The following is a 16115-nucleotide window of genomic DNA, read 5'->3' as shown; positions in this document are numbered from 1 at the left end:
CCCGGCAACTTCGACAAACGGCGTCGTCCGGGGCCGCGGGTGCCTGCCCCGGGCGCTACCCCACGCGGGTCAGCAACGTTACCGGCGCGCCGTCGCCGGCGTAGCGATACGGCTCGAGTTCGGCATCCCAGGCGGTGCCGAGCGCCTTCTCCAGGGCGTGCGAGAGCGCCTCAGGAGCCCGCGCGGTCGCCATGATCGCCCGCAGCCGGTCCTCGCCGATCTGGATGTCGCCGGACGCCCCGATGGTGCCGCGGAACAGGCCTCGGCCGGGTACGTGCATGAACCGCTCCCCGTCGACGCCGGGGCTCGGTTCCTCGGTGACCTCGAAACGGACCATGGGCCACTGCCTGAGGGCAGCAGCCAGTTCCGCGCCGGTCCCAGGCCGTCCGGTCCAACTGCACTCGGACCGCCGCATGCCGGGGTCGACCGGCTGCTCAGTCCAGTGCAGGTTGACCGCGGCCGTCAGGACGCGCGCGATCGCCCACTCGACGTGCTGGCACACGGCGAGTGGAGTCGAGTGGACGTATACGACGCCACACGTTGGCACGGTGACCTCCCGGAGACCGAGGTGCGTCTTCCCCTACGACCTCGACCGCGGTTGATCGTGCTCCATGATGCCGGGTGGTGCGGATGGTGCGCCAGAGAAACCGCAATATCGACATGTGCAGGGCCGTAGCGGCACACCTGGCCTAACGGCTGAACCCGCTCCGGCGGTGCGGCCATGCGGGGGTCGTGTAGGCTTGCTGCGGCATTTTCTGCCGACATACTTTGCCGAGAATCATTAGCTAGGAGTACCGCCGTGGCGAGCAACACCTCTAAGACCGCCCGCGCATCAGTCCGCGCCGGCCAGGCCGGCAAGGGCGACGCCCTGAGTGTGCTCGGCGAGTTCAAGTACCTGATCCCGCTGGCCGAGGGCCGCTTCGCCTACGTGCGCAACCTCACCAACGGCAAGACCCACCACCTGCGCACCGACTCGGACGCCTTCGTCGAGGAGATCCGCACGCTGGCGACCGCCGGCCACGGCGCCAAGATCCGCGCGGAGATCGCCGGGCTCAACGAGTCGTTCCCCAAGCACGGCTGGGACGCGACCGAGAAGCGCCTCGAGGACGCCGGCGTCTTCGGCGGCTGAGCAGACGACACAGGGACGCTCCCCGGGCTTGACCGCCCGGGGAGCGCCTTTTTGCATTTGCCGAAGATCAAGACAAGTTGATCAGGGCAGCAGGTCGACCCAGCCGGTGTCGAGGTCGTAGACCGCGCCGGCCACCGCGACCCGGCCCTCGGCGATCGCGCCCGCCACGCCGGTGACGTCGCGCATCCGGCGGACCGTGCGGGTCACGTGCGCGCGCATCGCCTTGGCGCCGACGTCCGGGTCGTCCAGGCCGACCGCGTGCACCGCCGGGGCGATCTCGTCGACCAGGTAGCCGACGTCGCCCTCGGGCCGCTCCCCCGCGCGCAGCGCCGCGACCGTCGCGTCCACCGCGCCGCAGCGGACGTGGCCCAGCACCATCACCAGCGGCACCTTGAGCGCCGCGACGGCGAACCCGACCGAGCCCAGTACCGCGCGGTCCACCACGTGCCCGCCGGAGCGGACCACGCAGATCGACCCGAACGTCTGGTCGAAGATCGCCTCGAGCGGCACCCGCGAGTCGATGCAGCCGACCACGACCGCGTGCGGCACCTGCCCGCCCGAGGACGCGGCGGCCGCCGCGACGTCGTGGCCGTGTTCGGGCCGGCCGCTGACGAAGCGGCGGTTGCCGGCGATGAGCTCCGCCAGCGCGTCCGCCGGCCGGACGATGCGAGTCGGCGCGGGGCTGACCGGGGCGGTCGAAACCGCCGCCCGGTTCGCCTGGTCACCAGGTGAGATACCCGTCATGCGTCCGATTCTCTACGAGTGACCGGCTGCCGACAGGCTATGCGAGCTACATCACCCGGGCCGTACCATAAAAGCCGAACGAACGTTCAGCTCAAGATCCGGATGGTCGGTGGCAATTCCGGGAAACACGAGTGATGCTTATTACCCGTGGGTACGACGGGGGCCGTGAGAAACACGGAGGTGCCCATGTCCGAGCGCTCGAAGCTCACGCTTCCAGACCGCGTCCGGTTGCACGTCGAGACGAGCGGGCCGGCGGACGCGCCGGTGACCGTGGTGCTGCTGCACGGCTGGTGCCTCGACCGGCGTACCTGGCATTACCAGCTCAGCGCCCTCGAGGCGACCGACGCCCGGGTGATCGTCTACGACGCGCGGGGCCACGGCCGATCCTCCGCGACCCGGCGGCACTCCGCCACCCTGGGGCAGCTCGGCGACGACCTGGCCGAGGTGCTGCGGGTGTACGCGCCGAGCGGCCCGATCGTGCTGGTCGGCCACTCGCTGGGCGGCATGACGATCATGGAATACGCCGACTCGCACCCGGACGACTTCGCGGCGCGGGTGGCCGGCCTGGTCTTCGTGTCGACGACCGCCGAGGGCGCGACGCACACCAGCTACGGGCTGCCCACCGCGCTCACCTCCATCCTGCGGGCCGCCGAGACGACCGGCGCCGACCTGCTCTCCCGGCTCGGCGTGTGGCGCCCGCACCGGGCGATGCTGCCGGCCCTGCGCCCCGCCGTGCGCTGGCTGCTCTTCGGCGACGGCTACCGCGCCGCCGACCTGGACATCACCATGTCGGCGTTCGGGTGGGCGTCGCTGCGGTCGATCGGCGGGTTCCGCGCCTCGGTCGGCGCGCAGCAGCGGCTGGAGACCCTCGCCGCGCTCGGCGACGTGCCGGCCGCCGCGCTGGTCGGCGACCGGGACCGGCTGACCCCGCCGCCGTGCGCGGAGTCGATCGCCGACGCCCTGCCGGGCACCGAGCTGACGGTCTTCTCCGGCGCCGGCCACATGCTGATGATGGAGCGACCCTTCGAGGTCTCCGCCGCGGTGCTCGCCGTGGCGGCGCGCGCCGCCAAGCGGCTGCCGTCCAAGCGTCGCCGGGGAAGCCAGGTCGGCTTCGAGCAGGCGGCGTGACTGCCGATTTCCCAGGTCAAGCGTTTGCGGGCGTGCCGACGTCGACGGGGGTACCGCAACAGGAGTAAGTTCGATTGCCCCCTGGCGCCGGTGCCGGGCGGCGTCAGCACGCGGAAGACCAGCGGGGAGCACAACCGACTTGAGCGACGCCACCGTTCTGCAGCAGGAGATCGCGGTCGAGCAGGAGCACGTCGACCGGGTCTACACCCGGCTCGCCGAGCTGCGCAAGGACGCGTCCCGGGCCGAGAAGGAGGGCTACCAGCTCGCTGGGGTCGGCACGTTCGGCGCGCTGGTCGAGCGCGACGCGATGGTCTACCACCGCGCGCGGCGCCGGCACGCCCTGGACGCCGAGTACGAGGGCCTCGTCTTCGGCCGCCTCGACCTGGGCACCGGCGCGGTGCACTACGTGGGGCGGATGGGCATCCGCGACGAGAACTCGCAGTCGCTGGTGGTGGACTGGCGGGCGCCGGCCGCGGCGGCGTTCTACCGGGCAACCCCGGCCGACCCGCTGGGCGTGGTCCGGCGCCGGATGATCCAGTCCACCCGCGAGCGGGTCACCAACATCGAGGACGACCTGCTGGACCCGGAGGCCGCGCCCGCGGACATGCGGGTGGTCGGCGACGGCGCGCTGCTGGCCAGCCTCTCCAAGGCCACCGGGCGCGGCATGCGCGACATCGTGGCGACCATCCAGCGCGAGCAGGACGACGCGATCCGCTCGCCCGCCTCGGGCGTGACGATCGTGACCGGCGGCCCCGGCACCGGCAAGACGGCCGTGGCGCTGCACCGGGCGGCGTACCTGCTCTACGCCGACCGCAGCCGGTTCGCCGGCGGCGGCATCCTGGTGGTCGGCCCGTCCGGGGTGTTCGTCAACTACATCGCGACGGTGCTGCCGTCGCTCGGCGAGGACACCGCGACGCTGCGCTCGCTCGGCTCGTTGGTCGCCGGCTACGACGCCGCCCGCACGGACCCGACCGACGTGGCGGCGCTCAAGGGCTCGCTGCGGATGCGCCGGGTGCTCGAGCGGGCCTCGCACGACGCCGTGCCTGGCGGCCCCACCGAGCTGCGGCTGCTCTACCACGGCGCCCTGCTGCGCCTGGACGCCCACGAGCTGGACCGGGTCCGGCGCAAGGCGCTGCCGCGCGGCGCCCGCCGCAACGAGGTGCGCGGCGTCGGCTTCGACCGGATCTTCGACGCGCTCTGGGCACAGGCCAAGGGCTCGGTGCGCAACCTGCCGGAGAAGCGGGAGTTCGAGTCCGAGTTGGCCGACCGCGGCGACTTCCGGGACTTCCTGCGCGCCTGGTGGCCGCGGTTCACCCCGATGCGGGTGCTGCGCTGGCTGGCCGAGCCGGCGCGGCTGCGGGCGTACGCGAACGGGCTGTTGTCGCGCGAGGAGATCGCGCTGCTGCAGGGCTCGTTCGACGGCCTGGCCGCGCACGGCCCGACCATCGCCGACGTGGCGCTGCTGGACGAGCTGGACGAGCTGATGGGCCGCCCGCGGCAGCCGCAGCGCAAGAAGGGCAACCCGTTCCACGTCCGCGACGGGGTGCAGGAGGTCAGCACGTTCGCGGACCGGCAGGCGGCGGCGCGCGCCCAGGTGGTCCGCGACGAGGACTACCGCGACTACGCGCACGTGGTCGTCGACGAGGCGCAGGACGTCACGCCGATGCAGTGGCGCATGATCGGCCGCCGGGGCGCGTACGCGTCGTGGACGATCGTCGGCGACCCGGCGCAGACGGCCTGGTCCGGCGACCCGGAGGAGCTGGACCGCTCGCGCGACCGGGCGCTCGGCTCGCGGCGCCGCAACACCTACTCGCTGACCACCAACTACCGGAACTCGTCGGAGATCTTCGCGGTGGCCGCCCGGGTGATCCGGACGATCATGCCGGACCTGCCGCTGCCGTCGGCGGTACGCAGCACCGGCGTCGAGCCGGTCGACCTGGTCGTCGGCGCCGCGCAGCTGCCGGACGCGGTGCGCGAGTCCGCCGAGAAGCATCTCACCGATGTGGACGGCACGATCGGCGTGATCACACCGGTGCCGCGACGCGACGAGATGGCGAAGTGGGTGGCCGGGCTGCCCGAGCGGATCCAGGTGGTGACCGCGCTGGAGGCCAAGGGCATGGAGTACGACGCGGTCGTGCTGGTCGAGCCAGCCGAGATCGCCATCGACGCCAGCGGCACCCGCACCCTGTACGTGGCCCTGTCGCGGGCGACCCAGCGCCTCACGACGGTGGGCACCCGCGACTGGACCAGGTCAGAACGCTAGGGCCGCGGCACGGCGACGGCCGTGTACGGCGTGGTCGGGGTCGGCGGCGTGGTGAAGCGGGCGTTCGGCAGGTAGAAGCGCTTGCCGTACTCCGCGATGGTGGTGGGCACGTCGAAGCGCGGGTCGGTGGTGCGGCTGACGACCTCGCCTCTGGTCGCGTGCCGGTCCAGCTGGATCCGGGTGATCACGTTGAGCCGGTTCTGCACGACGTAGAGCGTGCGGCCGCGCAGCAGCATGCCGTCGCCGCCCGGCACGGACTCGCCGCCCAGGTCGATCTCGGTGGTCACGCCCCCGTATGTGGTCCGGAACAGCTTGCCGGTGCCGGACTGCACGATGATCAGGGCGCGGCCGTCCGGCGTCGCGGTGATGCCGTTGGCGTTGATGCCGGCCTGGTGCACGATGTCGCCGGTCAGCGGCACCGGGGTCGCCGCGGCGGGCAGGCCGCCGCCGCGGCCCAGCGGCAGCCGGAACAGCACCGGGTTGGCCGAGTCGGTGAACCAGCCGCCGCCGCCGGTGAGCACCACGTCGTTGATGAACGCCGGGACGGTCTGCAGCTTGTAGGACCTGAGCAGCGCGCCGGTGGCGGCGTTCAGCACGCGGGCGTCGCCGCCGTTGCCGCCGGCGACGAAGAGCCGGTCGCGGCCGTCGATCTTGAGGCCGAGCGAGGTCGTGCCGGGACCCTGGCTGATCACCTCGCCCCGGCCGGTGCGCAGGCTGGCCCGGTAGATGTCGCCGTCGACCCGGGAGCCGAAGTACGCGTACGGCGCCCGGCCGATGGCGATGCCCTCGGGCTGGAAGCCGTCGGGCAGCGCGATGGTGGCCGGCCCGGGCGAGCGATGTGCGGCACCCGCAGGGGTGGCACCGGCCACGACCACGAGTGCGGCCGCGGTGACGAGCGCGAGAATACGTCTGGACACGGGGGAATTCCTTCCAGGCGGGTTCGGTCTGTCGTCACCCTGTACCCCGGTAATGGCAACCGAGTTCAACTTGCATACATAGCGATGTGAACATACATTTGCCGGGGTTCGGCGGAGCGTCGGAAGGCGAGACCTATGGGAGCCGGGCACGACCATGGAGGCCAGGCGCTGCGCGCCGGCGAGCGGCACCGGTCCCGCCTCTGGCTCGCGGGCGGGCTGCTGGCCGCGTTCATGCTGGCCGAGGCCGCCGCCGCGCTGCTCACCGGCTCGCTGGCGCTGCTCTCCGACGCCGGGCACATGTTCACCGACGTGCTGGGCATCGCGATGGCGCTGGCCGCGATCACCGCCGCCGGCCGGGCCGGCGTCGACTCGCAGCGCACCTTCGGGCTCTACCGGCTCGAGGTGCTCGCCGCCCTGGCCAACGCCCTGCTGCTGACCGGCGTCGCGATCTACGTGCTGATCGAGGCGGTGCGCCGGTTCGCCGATCCCCCGCACGTGCCCGCCGGGCCGATGCTCCTGGTCGCCACCGGCGGCCTGGTCGTCAACATCGTCGCGTTCCTGCTGCTGCGCTCGGGCGCCAAGGAGAGCCTGAACGTGCGCGGCGCGTACCTCGAGGTGGTCGGCGACCTGCTCGGCTCGGTCGGCGTGATCGTCGCGGCCGGGATCATCGCGGTCACCGGCTGGTCGTACGCGGACCCGATCGTCGCCGTGATCGTGGCTCTGATGATCCTGCCGCGCACGTTCGCCCTCGGCCGCTCGGCGGTGCGCATCCTCGTCCAGGCCGCGCCCGCGCACCTCGACGTCGCGGTGGTGCGCGACCGGCTCGCGGCCGTACCCGGCGTGCGCGACGTGCACGACCTGCATGTCTGGACGCTCACCTCGGGCATGGACGTCGCCTCGGCGCACCTGCGCCTCGAGCCCGCGGCCGAGCTCGGCACCGTGCTGGCCACGGCCCGCGAGGCGCTGCACGACGACTTCGAGATCGAGCACGCGACCCTGCAGGTCGAGCCGGTCACCACCGGCGGGTCCTGCACGCCGGCGGGCTGGTAGCAACCGCGGCGAAGCCACACGAGGGCGGCCGTGAGCTGCCTAGACTCCTCGATGACGCCAAATCGCGGGGGGACGTTATGGCTCGGATCGTCATCCATCAGCCCAAGGTCGCCTGGGACGGCGCACGCGCCTTCGTCGGGGCCGCGGGCAGCGCGGAGTACAGCGCGCTCGCCACCGAGATGCTCGGCAAGCTCGGCACCGACTGGTACGGCGAACTGGCCAACACCCGCCAGCGGCTGCAGACCGCGACGGTGCAGAGCGACAGCGACGAGCACACCGTCGCCGACGTCGAGGTCGCCAGGTGGCGGGTCCGCCTCGAGGACCTGATGCGCCGGCGCCCCGACCTGATCAGCGCCGTACAGGAGCTCACGGAGGGCCTCGCCCGCTAATTCGCGGATCCGGCCCGGCGCGGCGTGCCGTCCGCGAGACTGATCCCATGAGCCACAGAGGCGTCATGGTGTTCGTGCCCGCGCCCCAGCTGACCGTGGCGCTCGAGCAGCAGAACGACCACGCCGAACTGCACGTGCACCCCGGCGGCCAAGGCGTCTGGCAGGCCCGGATGATCACCCTGCTCGGCGCGCAGGTCACCCTCTGCGCGGCCGTCGGCGGCGAGGTCGGGCAGGTGCTGGAGCCGCTGCTGCGGTTCGAGGGCGTGACGCTCAAGACCACCAGGCGCGACTCGGGCAGCGGCTGGTACGTGCACGACCGGCGCGGCGGCGAGCGCGCGGAGCTCGCCGCGGATCCCGGCCGGCCGCTGTCGCGGCACGAGATGGACGAGCTGTACAGCCTCGCGCTGGCCGAGGGCCTGCGGTCGGGCATCGCCGTGCTCAGCGGGCCCGCGCACCCCTCGCTGGTGCCCGCCGAGGTGTACCGGCGGCTCGCCACCGACCTCGGCGCCAACGGCTGCAAGGTGATCGTCGACCTGTCGGGCGCGCACCTGAGCGCCGCGCTCGAGGCCCGGCCGTACGTCGTCAAGGTGAGCCACGAGGAGCTCCTGCGCGACGGCCGGGTCGCGGACGACTCCACCGACTCGCTGGCCGGCGCGCTGCACGGGCTGCAGGAGGACGGCGCCGGGCTGGCGCTCGTCTCGCGCGCCGACAAGGGCGCGCTGGCCTTGATCGAGGACCGGGTGTACGAGGTGGACATGCCCAGGATGATCGCCACCGAGCCGCGCGGCGCGGGCGACTCGATGACCGCCGGCATCGCGGCGGTGCTGGCTCAGGGCGGGACCCCGGGTGACGCCGTGCGTACCGGCGCCGCCGCCGGGGCGCTCAACGTCACCCGCCACGGGCTCGGCACCGGGCGCCTCGACGCGGTCCAGGTGCTGACCGAACGGGTGAGACTGACGCCCCTCGACACGAAGGTGCCGGCATGACGCCACGAATCCTGATCACCAACGACGACGGCATCGACTCGCCCGGGCTCCGGCACCTGGCCCGCTCCGCCGCGCGCCAGGGCCTCGACGTCGTCGTCGCCGCGCCGCTCACCGAGGCGAGCGGCAGCAGCGCCGCGGTGACGGCCGTCGAGCAGAACGGCAAGATCGTCGTGCAGCAGCGCGAGCTGACCGGGGTCAGGAACGTACCCGCGTACGGGGTGGCCGCGTCGCCCGCCTACATCGTGCTGCTGGCCCTGCGCGGCGCCTTCGGGCCGCCGCCGACGATCGTCTTCGCGGGGGTCAACCGGGGCGCGAACGCGGGCGCGGCCGTCGTGCACTCGGGCACGGTCGGCGCAACGCTGACCGCGTCCCACGCCGGCCTGCACGGGCTCGCCGTCTCCCTGGACGTGCTCACCCCCGCCAACGCCAAGGGCGAGGTCGAGGTCGACGGCATCGACGACGAGAAGCGGCACTGGGACAGCGCGGCCGAGCTGGCGATCAAGCTGCTGCCCACGCTGACGCACACGCCGGTCGGCACCGTGCTCAACCTGAACGTGCCGGACCTGCACGTGGACGGCATCCGCGGGCTGCGCCGGGCCGGGCTGGCCCGGTTCGGCCAGGTGCAGATGAGCATCGCCGAGGCGGGCGAGGGCTTCGTGCGTACCGCGGTGCAGGCCGCCGACGAGCCGGTCGAGGCGGGCACGGACCTGGCCGCGCTGGCCGAGGGCTTCGCGGTGGTGACACCGATCCGGTCGCCGGCCGAGGCGACGGACGTGACGTTCAACCTCGAGTCGATCGTGGTGCAGACGCCGGCGATCTAGCCGATCAGTTGACGCTCGGGTCCGGCGGGGGCGCGCCGTCCAGGATCCGCCAGAGCGCCAGGGCGGCGTCCACGCTGCGGGGTCGGCCCTCCGGCCGCTTCGCCATGCAGGCGCGGACCAGGTCGCGCAGCTCCGGAGGGAGGCCCGGGATCGCCAGGACCGGCGTCGGCGCCGGGTAGGCGACCCGGCCGGCGGCCACGATCGTCGCCGCGATCGCCGACGGGTACGGCGACCGGCCGGTCAGCATCTCGTAGAGCAGCACGCCCAGCGTGTACACGTCGTCCGCGGGCCGGGCGAACGCCGTCTTCGGGTGCGAGGGCGCCCGGCGGTTGTCGCCGCGCACCACGATCGGCCGCACTCCGGGTTCGCCGGCGCGCAGCGCGGCAGTGGCCAGCCCGAAGTCGATGATCTTTATGGCGCCCGCGCCGACCATCACGTTGCGGGCGCTCAGGTCGCGGTGCACCACGCCGCGGCGGTGCGCGACGGCCAGCACGTCGGCGACCGTCGCGGCGATCCGCACGGCCTCGGGCCAGTCCAGCCGGCCGCCGGCCAGCAACTCGGTCAGCGGCACGCCGGCCAGCAGCTCGAACACCACGTACGGGACCACGGTGCCGTCCGGCAGCGGCGCCTCGCCGTACTCGAAGACGCGGGGCACGCTCGGGTGCCGCAGCCGATCGGTGATCAGTGCCTCGCGGCGGACGTCCTCGCGGGCCCGACGGTCGTCGGCCAGGCTCGGGGCCAGCACCTTGATCGCGAGCTTGCGGCCGCGGCGGGCGTCAACGGCCGAGTACACGGTCGAGACGCCGCCCTGACCGATGGCGCAGATCAGCACATATCGCCCGAGGATCGCGGTGCCCATCGGAAGTTGCGCCACGAATTGGCACTATCCCCTACCGCCGATGGCATCGACAAGCATCTCGGCGATGGTTAAGACAACGAACCTTTTTTCACCCGGTCGGGCCGGCGGGATCCCGGACCAGTCATCCCGCCGGAGACCGTGGTCAGGGCCGAGCGGCGAGCGCCGGCCGGGAAGGATCCGGACAATCAGTGCACGGCTCCGGTGCGCCGAAGAGGCCGAGCAGGCCGGTGACCCACAGCTGGCGGTGCGCGAACCGGCTGGGCCGGGTGACCACCAGCTTGACGCCGCTGACGCTGGCGAGCTGGAAGGCGGCCACCAGGGCGCTGATGCCCACGGAGTCGATGAATGCCACGGCGTGCATGTCGAGCTCGATGCGCTCGGGGTGTCCCGCGGTGAGCAGCTCCGCCACGGCGTCCTTGATCTGGTACGCGTTCTCGACGTCGATCTCGCCGCTCGGTGAGATCTCCACCACCCGATCGGGCAGCGTCGACGTCGTTATCGACAGCGTCACGCCAATACCTCCACCCGCCCGGGATATCCAGGCGTCTTCTCCTCGAAACGAGGGCGGCCCGAACCGAGGCCGTCCTCATCCGGGGGGCAGCGGAGACCACCCCCGTCGGGTCCGGTGAAACTGCCCTGAACCGTAGTGCCCGAACCTGGCAGGTGGCTGTGTGCCACGTCTTTAACCGCTGCAAGCGTAACCAGCCATGTCCACCGTTTAATCCCGCCGAGGCCCGTCGAATTTCCGAGCGGCTCCGGACATACACCGGGGTTTACCCCCGGCCCGGGCGGGGCAACCTTGCGGGCGAACGCCCAATGCCGGTTCGGCGATCGCAGGAGGTAACGGAAGATGTTCTCGCGCAGGAGCACCGCCGAGCGCACCGCGGCACAGGCCTGGGACTACCTCGCGTCGGCCATGGCGACGGCCGGCGAGGGCGTGATGGACGCCGGCAGACACACCGCGGACCTGGCCGGCACCGGCGCGTCGGCGGCCGGCGCACAGGCGTCGAGGCTCACCGGCCGGGCCGGGCGCCGCAGCTCGCGGCTGGCACACCGGACGGCCCGGCGCACCTCCCGGCTCGCCGACCGGGCCGGCAGCGCGCTGAACACGGTGAGCGACGAGGCGTGGGCCCGGGCCAACCTGGCCGCGAACGCGCTGGCCGGGCGCCGGCCGGGCCTGCCCTGGGGCCTGATCGTCGGCGCCGGCCTGATCGGTGCCGCGCTGGGCTGGGCCGCCGCGTCGACGGCGCAGGCCGCGGTGCAGCGCCAGGCGGAGAACGAGGAGCTGGAGCGGGCCGAGACGGCCACGATCATCACTCCGGCGTACGACAACTGACTGTCGCACCCCGCCCCTAGGCTCCGGGCATGGAGCCTGTGTTCTTCGCCGACGCGGCCGAGCTGCGCGCCTGGTTCGCCGAGCACCACGCCGACGCGCCCGAGCTGTTCGTCGGCTACTACAAGAAGCACACCGGTCGGCCGACGGTCCAGCACCACGAGGCCATCGAGCAGGCGCTCTGCTTCGGCTGGATCGACAGCATCGGCCGGCGCATCGACGAGGACCGTTACCAGGTCCGGTTCACGCCCCGGCGCAGGGGCAGCGTGTGGAGCGCGATCAACGTCGCCAAGATCGCCGAGTTGACCGCGGTGGGCAAAATGCATCCGGCCGGCCTGCTGGCGTTCGAGAACCGCAAACCCGAACGGGTGGCGGCCTACTCATATGAGCAGCCCGCCGGCGTTGTTCTCGATGAACGGCAGACGGCGAGCTTCAAGAGCGAGGAGGGGGCATGGGAGTGGTTCTCAGCGCAGCCGGCCTCTTACCGCCGCGCGGCGACGCACTGGGTGGTCAGCGCAAAACGGGCGGACACCCGGGAGCGGCGCCTGGCTCAGCTCATCGCCGACTCGGCGGCCGGACGCACGGTACCGCCACTGACTCGCAGATGAATGATCTTCGCGTCCGTTCCGCAACCGACCGACCTCCCCGGGAAGCACCGTGAATCTGTACAGTTGTGCCCGGCCAACAGCTCGGCCGGAGCAGGTCGTGTTCCGTCCGTGCCGACACCCGAGTAGATAGGTCCAGCTGGTGCTCAGTTCGGGAAGTCTCCTGGACAACCGCTACCGGTTGGACGAGCGCATCGCCACCGGTGGCATGGGTGACGTGTGGCGCGGCACCGACGTGGTGCTCGGCCGCACGATCGCCGTCAAGGTGCTGCGCACCGCGATGCTCGCCGACCCGGAGTTCGCCGCCCGCTTCTACGGCGAGGCGCGGATGATGGCCGCCTTCCGCCACCCCGGCGTCGTCGAGGTCTACGACTACAGCGCCGGCGACGCCAACGACGAGGACAACTGCGCCTACCTCGTGATGGCGTATGTGGACGGCGAGCCGCTCTCCACCCGGCTCAAGGAGCAGGGCCGCCTCGGCGTTGCCGAGACCATGTCGATCGTGGCGCAGGCGGGCGACGCCCTGCACGCCGCGCACGAGAACGGCACCGTGCACCGCGACGTCAAGCCCGGCAACCTGATCGTCAAGCCCAACGGCACCGTGATCCTGGTCGACTTCGGCGTGGCCCGCTCCGCCGCCGTGACCAGCGTGACCGGCCTCAACGCGATCGTCGGCACGGCGCTGTACATGGCGCCCGAGCAGGTCGCCAAGGGCAACGTCACCCCGGCGACGGACGTGTACGCCCTCGGCGCGGTCGCGTACCACTGCATCGCGGGGCACCCGCCGTTCGACGGCGACAACGCCCTGCAGGTCGCGCTGCGTCACCTCGAGGACGACCCGGAGCCGCTGCCGGCCAACGTGGTGCCGCCGGCCGTGCGCGAGCTGATCAGCCGCGCGATGTCGAAGCACCCGGACGACCGGTTCGCCAACGCCGCCGAGTTCGCCGACGCCGCGCTCGCCGCCTCCGGAGCGCTCGACTGGCGCGGACAGACCAGCGCCTCGCTCACCGGGACGTCCCTGCGCCGCCCGTCGATGCTGAGCCCCGCGTCGGCCGGCACCACGCTGGGCGGCGCCTCGCTGACCGGGACGGCGCTCACCCGGCCGATGAGCCCGGCCGCGCCGGGCCGCGTCCTGCCGGGTCAGCGCAACCTGCTCGAGGCCGCGCCGGCGATGCCGGAGACGTTCCCCCGCCGGCGGGGCCGGTCGTGGAACGAGCTCGCCGTGCTGCTCACCGTGATCGGGCTCTTCATCGTGGCCGGTGGGCTGGCCCTGGCGATCGCCATGCAGCCCGGCGGCAACGAGAGCGGCCCGAACTCCGACAAGGGCGTCGTGCCGGCGGGACCGAGCGCCGACCCGGAGGAGTCCGAGGAGCCGCTCGAGCCGACCGTGGCACCGACCCGGAACCAGAACCAGCCGAACAACCCGCCGCGGTCCAACCGCACGACGCCGCCGAGCAAGACCGCGTCCGCCACGGCCACCCCGACCACCCCGCCGGCGACGACCGAGCCGACCACCCCGCCGGCGACCGAGCCGACCTCGACCACCCCGCCCACCACGCCGGCGACGACGACCGAGCCGACCAAGCCGCCGGAGGGCGGCGACGGCGGCGGCACCCTCACCGGCAACTGAACGCTTGACCCTCACACGGTGTCAGACGCCAAGGTGAGGAGAACATGTTCAGTATCGGAGACTTCGCCGCCCTGGGCCGTGTGTCGGTGCGCATGCTGCGCCACTACGACGCGATCGGCCTGATCCGCCCTGCCCGTGTCGATGAGTCCAGCGGCTACCGGTACTACACCGCCGCGCAGCTGGCCCTGCTCAACCGGGTGATCGCGCTCAAGGACCTCGGCTTCACGCTGCAGCAGGTCCAGGTGCTGATCGACGAGAAGGTCGACACCGGTGAGCTGCGCGGCATGCTGCGCCTGCGCCGGGCCCAGCTCGCCGAGGAGATGGCCGCCGGCACCGCACGGCTGGCCCTGGTCGACGCGCGTCTGCGATTGATCGAGACGGAGGGACACATGGACACCGGGGACGTCATCCTCAAGAACATCCCGGCGGTACGCGTCGCGGAGCTGTCGGCGCCCGCCTCCAGCTACGACGGGCCGGACATCAGCACCGCGCTCAGCCCGCTGTATCCGCAGCTCATCGAGCGGCTGGAGAGCGGCGGCGTGACGATCAGCGGTCCGCCGATGGCCTACTACCTGCCGGACCCGAGCGGCCCGGGCGACGAGTCGATCACCGTGCACGCCGCGTTCCCGATCACCGGCGACGTGCCGGCCGACCCGGGCTTCCAGGTCGTCGACCTGCCGGCCGTCGAGCGGGCCGCGACGCTGCTGCACCACGGCCCGATGTCGGAGGCGTTCCGCACCGGCCAGCTGATCGCGAACTGGATCGACGACAGCGGCTACCAGACGGTCGGCAGCGGGTACGCCCGCGAGATCTACCTGGACTGCCCGATGGACGACCTGAGTAAGTGGATCACCGAGATGCAGGTGGCGGTGGCGCCGGCCACCTGACGGCGACCCCGGGCGGGGCGGGCGGGCCGAGCGGAATGGGCTGACCGGGCGGGCCGGTGCGCACGAACAGGCCGATCGGCCGGTGGTGCGGGCTTGGGCGGCAAGGAGTGCTCAACTCCAGCGGCCGCAGGCCGATGAGTTGGGCCACTGGCACGGCATTGCTCCCGAGCCGCTACCGGAAAGGCCCCGCATGACCTCGCAGGATCCGTACGGCACGCAGGAGTTGCCGCGGTTCGCCACAGGCTACGCACAGTACCCGCCGGCACCGGATCACTACGCGCCGTCCGTCTCCTCCCCGCCCGCGGGCCCGGCCGACGGGTTCCGGGCCGTGGCGTACCCGCAGGAGGGCGCGGCCTACTCTCCCGAGCCGGTGCCGTACCCGCAGCTGACCGTCGCCGGCGTCCAGCTCGGGGCGTCCGGGCAGCACCAGGGCGGCGCCGCGCCCGCCTACGCGCCGGAGGCGACGCCCGCCGGCGCCCCGCAGGGCGGCGGCGACGCGGACGACGACGGCTACCCGGAGACGAGCGGCCTGCGGCGGCACGGTGCCCACCTGCCCGGCGGGGAGGTCGCCTACCCGCCCGCGGTCGCTCCGTCCCTCCCGGCGAGCGGCCCGGCCCGGCCCGGCCCGTATCCCCCGGCCGGCTACGCCCCGGCAGGTGCCCCGGCCGGCTACGCCCCGACCGGCTACGCACCGTCCGGCTACGGCCCGGCGGGCGGCCCGGCGCCGGTTGCCGGGGCCGCGCCCTCGGCGTATCCGACCTCGCCCCCGTGGGCGGCCACGGCCCAGCTCAGCCCCGTCACCGCGCACACGGTGCCCGCGCAGCCGGCGACCGAGCACGGCAGCCTGCTGGTCCCGTACCCGGACGAGATGCGCAACGCCTCGCGCGCCCACCCGCCGGCGGTCTGGCCGGTCACCGTGTTCACCCTGCTCTTCGGGGTCCTCGGGGTGATCTCCGCGGCCCGCCGCGCGGCCGACGCCCGGCGCGGGCGCAACAGCACCGCGCCCTACTGGGTCACGTTCCTGGTCACGCTCGCCGCCTCCTCGTTCATCTGGTTCGTGGTCGGCGCGGTGGTCATCGAGCCGCTCTTCACCGACATCCGTGAGGGTCAGCGACTCGCGGCGGTGGAGGACTCCGTCCTGCACGACGGCCAGCTCCAGAAGGCGAACATCACCGCGGACAAGGCCGAGTGCCGGGCCATCGCCGAACGCGGCGCCGACGGCATGCGCGAGTACCTGTGCCGGTTGACCCTCAACGACGGGCGCACCGCGACGCTCACGCTGACCGCGGACGCCGACGGCACCTGGGTGTCCCGGTCCGCGGACTGACGCACGGCGCCCGATCGGCGCCGCCGAGATAGTCCCCCGCTGGTGCA

17 protein-coding genes are annotated in these 16115 nt (G+C 72.9%); 12 read left to right on the top strand and 5 right to left on the bottom strand.

Annotated elements, in window-relative coordinates; genetic code table 11:
* Positions 1-55: 55 nt before the first annotated feature.
* Positions 56-547 carry a DUF3145 domain-containing protein gene (locus ACIBSW_RS13715; RefSeq protein ID WP_354719266.1) on the bottom strand — a complete coding sequence of 164 codons (492 nt, stop codon included), beginning with the start codon at positions 545-547 and terminating at the stop codon, positions 56-58.
* Between the two features lie 252 nt (positions 548-799).
* Between ACIBSW_RS13715 and ACIBSW_RS13710 the strand changes: the two genes are divergently transcribed.
* A complete protein-coding gene (locus ACIBSW_RS13710; RefSeq protein ID WP_354719264.1) occupies positions 800-1129 on the top strand; it encodes a hypothetical protein in 330 nt (109 codons plus the stop codon).
* A gap of 81 nt (positions 1130-1210) precedes the next feature.
* Here the strand turns inward: ACIBSW_RS13710 and ACIBSW_RS13705 are convergent, their stop codons facing one another.
* The gene (locus tag ACIBSW_RS13705) at positions 1211-1873 is read right to left on the bottom strand and encodes a carbonic anhydrase (RefSeq protein WP_354719262.1); all 663 of its coding nucleotides are present in this window, start codon (positions 1871-1873) and stop codon (positions 1211-1213) included.
* Positions 1874-2059: 186 nt separating this feature from the next.
* Here ACIBSW_RS13705 and ACIBSW_RS13700 point away from each other — a divergent pair, with 186 nt between their 5' ends.
* Both ACIBSW_RS13700 and ACIBSW_RS13695 read left to right on the top strand, forming a co-directional pair.
* The gene (locus ACIBSW_RS13700; RefSeq protein WP_354719260.1) at positions 2060-3001 is read left to right on the top strand and encodes an alpha/beta hydrolase; all 942 of its coding nucleotides are present in this window, start codon (positions 2060-2062) and stop codon (positions 2999-3001) included.
* Between the two features lie 139 nt (positions 3002-3140).
* Positions 3141-5264 carry an AAA family ATPase gene (locus ACIBSW_RS13695; RefSeq protein WP_354719258.1) on the top strand — a complete coding sequence of 708 codons (2124 nt, stop codon included), beginning with the start codon at positions 3141-3143 and terminating at the stop codon, positions 5262-5264.
* Here ACIBSW_RS13695 and ACIBSW_RS13690 read toward each other — a convergent pair.
* Positions 5261-6181, bottom strand: a complete 921-nt coding sequence (locus ACIBSW_RS13690) for a superoxide dismutase (protein WP_354719256.1) — start codon at positions 6179-6181, stop codon at positions 5261-5263. The genes ACIBSW_RS13695 and ACIBSW_RS13690 overlap by 4 nt on opposite strands.
* Positions 6182-6316: 135 nt before the next feature.
* On the opposite strand from ACIBSW_RS13690, the gene ACIBSW_RS13685 reads away from it, so the two are divergent.
* The 4 genes from ACIBSW_RS13685 to surE all read left to right on the top strand — a co-directional run bounded on the left by ACIBSW_RS13685 (position 6317) and on the right by surE (position 9427).
* Entirely contained in the window at positions 6317-7231 is a 915-nt protein-coding gene (locus ACIBSW_RS13685; protein WP_354719254.1) for a cation diffusion facilitator family transporter, read from the top strand.
* Positions 7232-7308: 77 nt separating this feature from the next.
* A complete protein-coding gene (locus tag ACIBSW_RS13680) occupies positions 7309-7620 on the top strand; it encodes a hypothetical protein (RefSeq protein WP_354719252.1) in 312 nt (103 codons plus the stop codon).
* 47 nt (positions 7621-7667) lie between these two features.
* Positions 7668-8606, top strand: a complete 939-nt coding sequence (locus ACIBSW_RS13675; protein WP_354719250.1) for a PfkB family carbohydrate kinase — start codon at positions 7668-7670, stop codon at positions 8604-8606.
* Positions 8603-9427 (top strand): 5'/3'-nucleotidase SurE, encoded by an 825-nt coding sequence (surE, locus tag ACIBSW_RS13670; protein WP_354719248.1) that lies wholly within the window; start codon positions 8603-8605, stop codon positions 9425-9427. The genes ACIBSW_RS13675 and surE overlap by 4 nt, the downstream gene beginning before the upstream one ends.
* A gap of 4 nt (positions 9428-9431) precedes the next feature.
* Here surE and ACIBSW_RS13665 read toward each other — a convergent pair whose 3' ends face one another.
* The gene (locus tag ACIBSW_RS13665) at positions 9432-10301 is read right to left on the bottom strand and encodes a serine/threonine-protein kinase (protein WP_354719246.1); all 870 of its coding nucleotides are present in this window, start codon (positions 10299-10301) and stop codon (positions 9432-9434) included.
* Between the two features lie 127 nt (positions 10302-10428).
* Positions 10429-10797, bottom strand: coding sequence for an STAS domain-containing protein (locus ACIBSW_RS13660; RefSeq protein ID WP_354719244.1), 369 nt, complete (start codon positions 10795-10797; stop codon positions 10429-10431).
* A gap of 339 nt (positions 10798-11136) precedes the next feature.
* Here ACIBSW_RS13660 and ACIBSW_RS13655 point away from each other — a divergent pair, with 339 nt between their 5' ends.
* The 5 genes from ACIBSW_RS13655 (at position 11137) to ACIBSW_RS13635 (ending at position 16068) form a co-directional block, all read left to right on the top strand.
* Entirely contained in the window at positions 11137-11622 is a 486-nt protein-coding gene (locus ACIBSW_RS13655; protein WP_354719242.1) for a hypothetical protein, read from the top strand.
* Positions 11623-11660: 38 nt separating this feature from the next.
* The gene (locus ACIBSW_RS13650; protein ID WP_404799326.1) at positions 11661-12227 is read left to right on the top strand and encodes a YdeI family protein; all 567 of its coding nucleotides are present in this window, start codon (positions 11661-11663) and stop codon (positions 12225-12227) included.
* Positions 12228-12366: 139 nt separating this feature from the next.
* Complete coding sequence (locus ACIBSW_RS13645; RefSeq protein WP_354719239.1) at positions 12367-13854, top strand: serine/threonine-protein kinase; 1488 nt, start codon at positions 12367-12369, stop codon at positions 13852-13854.
* 44 nt (positions 13855-13898) lie between these two features.
* Positions 13899-14741 (top strand): MerR family transcriptional regulator, encoded by an 843-nt coding sequence (locus tag ACIBSW_RS13640; RefSeq protein WP_354719238.1) that lies wholly within the window; start codon positions 13899-13901, stop codon positions 14739-14741.
* A 190-nt stretch (positions 14742-14931) separates the two neighbouring features.
* Positions 14932-16068, top strand: a complete 1137-nt coding sequence (locus ACIBSW_RS13635; RefSeq protein ID WP_354719236.1) for a hypothetical protein — start codon at positions 14932-14934, stop codon at positions 16066-16068.
* Positions 16069-16115: the final 47 nt, after the last annotated feature.

Source organism: Actinoplanes sp. NPDC049668 (assembly GCF_044465445.1).
Classification (GTDB): Bacteria; Actinomycetota; Actinomycetes; order Mycobacteriales; family Micromonosporaceae; genus Actinoplanes.
The sequence above is the reverse complement of the archived record's forward strand: the minus strand, read 5'-3'. Positions and strand labels throughout refer to the sequence as shown.

What these genes read in the sequence shown, in the direction of transcription:
- ACIBSW_RS13700 (WP_354719260.1), top strand. Translation starts at nt 2,060, where the DNA reads ATGTCCGAGCGCTCGAAGCTCACGCTTCCAGACCGCGTCCGGTTGCAC.
- surE (WP_354719248.1), top strand. Translation starts at nt 8,603, where the DNA reads ATGACGCCACGAATCCTGATCACCAACGACGACGGCATCGACTCGCCC.
- ACIBSW_RS13640 (WP_354719238.1), top strand. Translation starts at nt 13,899, where the DNA reads ATGTTCAGTATCGGAGACTTCGCCGCCCTGGGCCGTGTGTCGGTGCGC.
- ACIBSW_RS13655 (WP_354719242.1), top strand. Translation starts at nt 11,137, where the DNA reads ATGTTCTCGCGCAGGAGCACCGCCGAGCGCACCGCGGCACAGGCCTGG.
- ACIBSW_RS13685 (WP_354719254.1), top strand. Translation starts at nt 6,317, where the DNA reads ATGGGAGCCGGGCACGACCATGGAGGCCAGGCGCTGCGCGCCGGCGAG.
- ACIBSW_RS13705 (WP_354719262.1), bottom strand. Translation starts at nt 1,873, where the DNA reads ATGACGGGTATCTCACCTGGTGACCAGGCGAACCGGGCGGCGGTTTCG.
- ACIBSW_RS13635 (WP_354719236.1), top strand. Translation starts at nt 14,932, where the DNA reads ATGACCTCGCAGGATCCGTACGGCACGCAGGAGTTGCCGCGGTTCGCC.
- ACIBSW_RS13680 (WP_354719252.1), top strand. Translation starts at nt 7,309, where the DNA reads ATGGCTCGGATCGTCATCCATCAGCCCAAGGTCGCCTGGGACGGCGCA.
- ACIBSW_RS13675 (WP_354719250.1), top strand. Translation starts at nt 7,668, where the DNA reads ATGAGCCACAGAGGCGTCATGGTGTTCGTGCCCGCGCCCCAGCTGACC.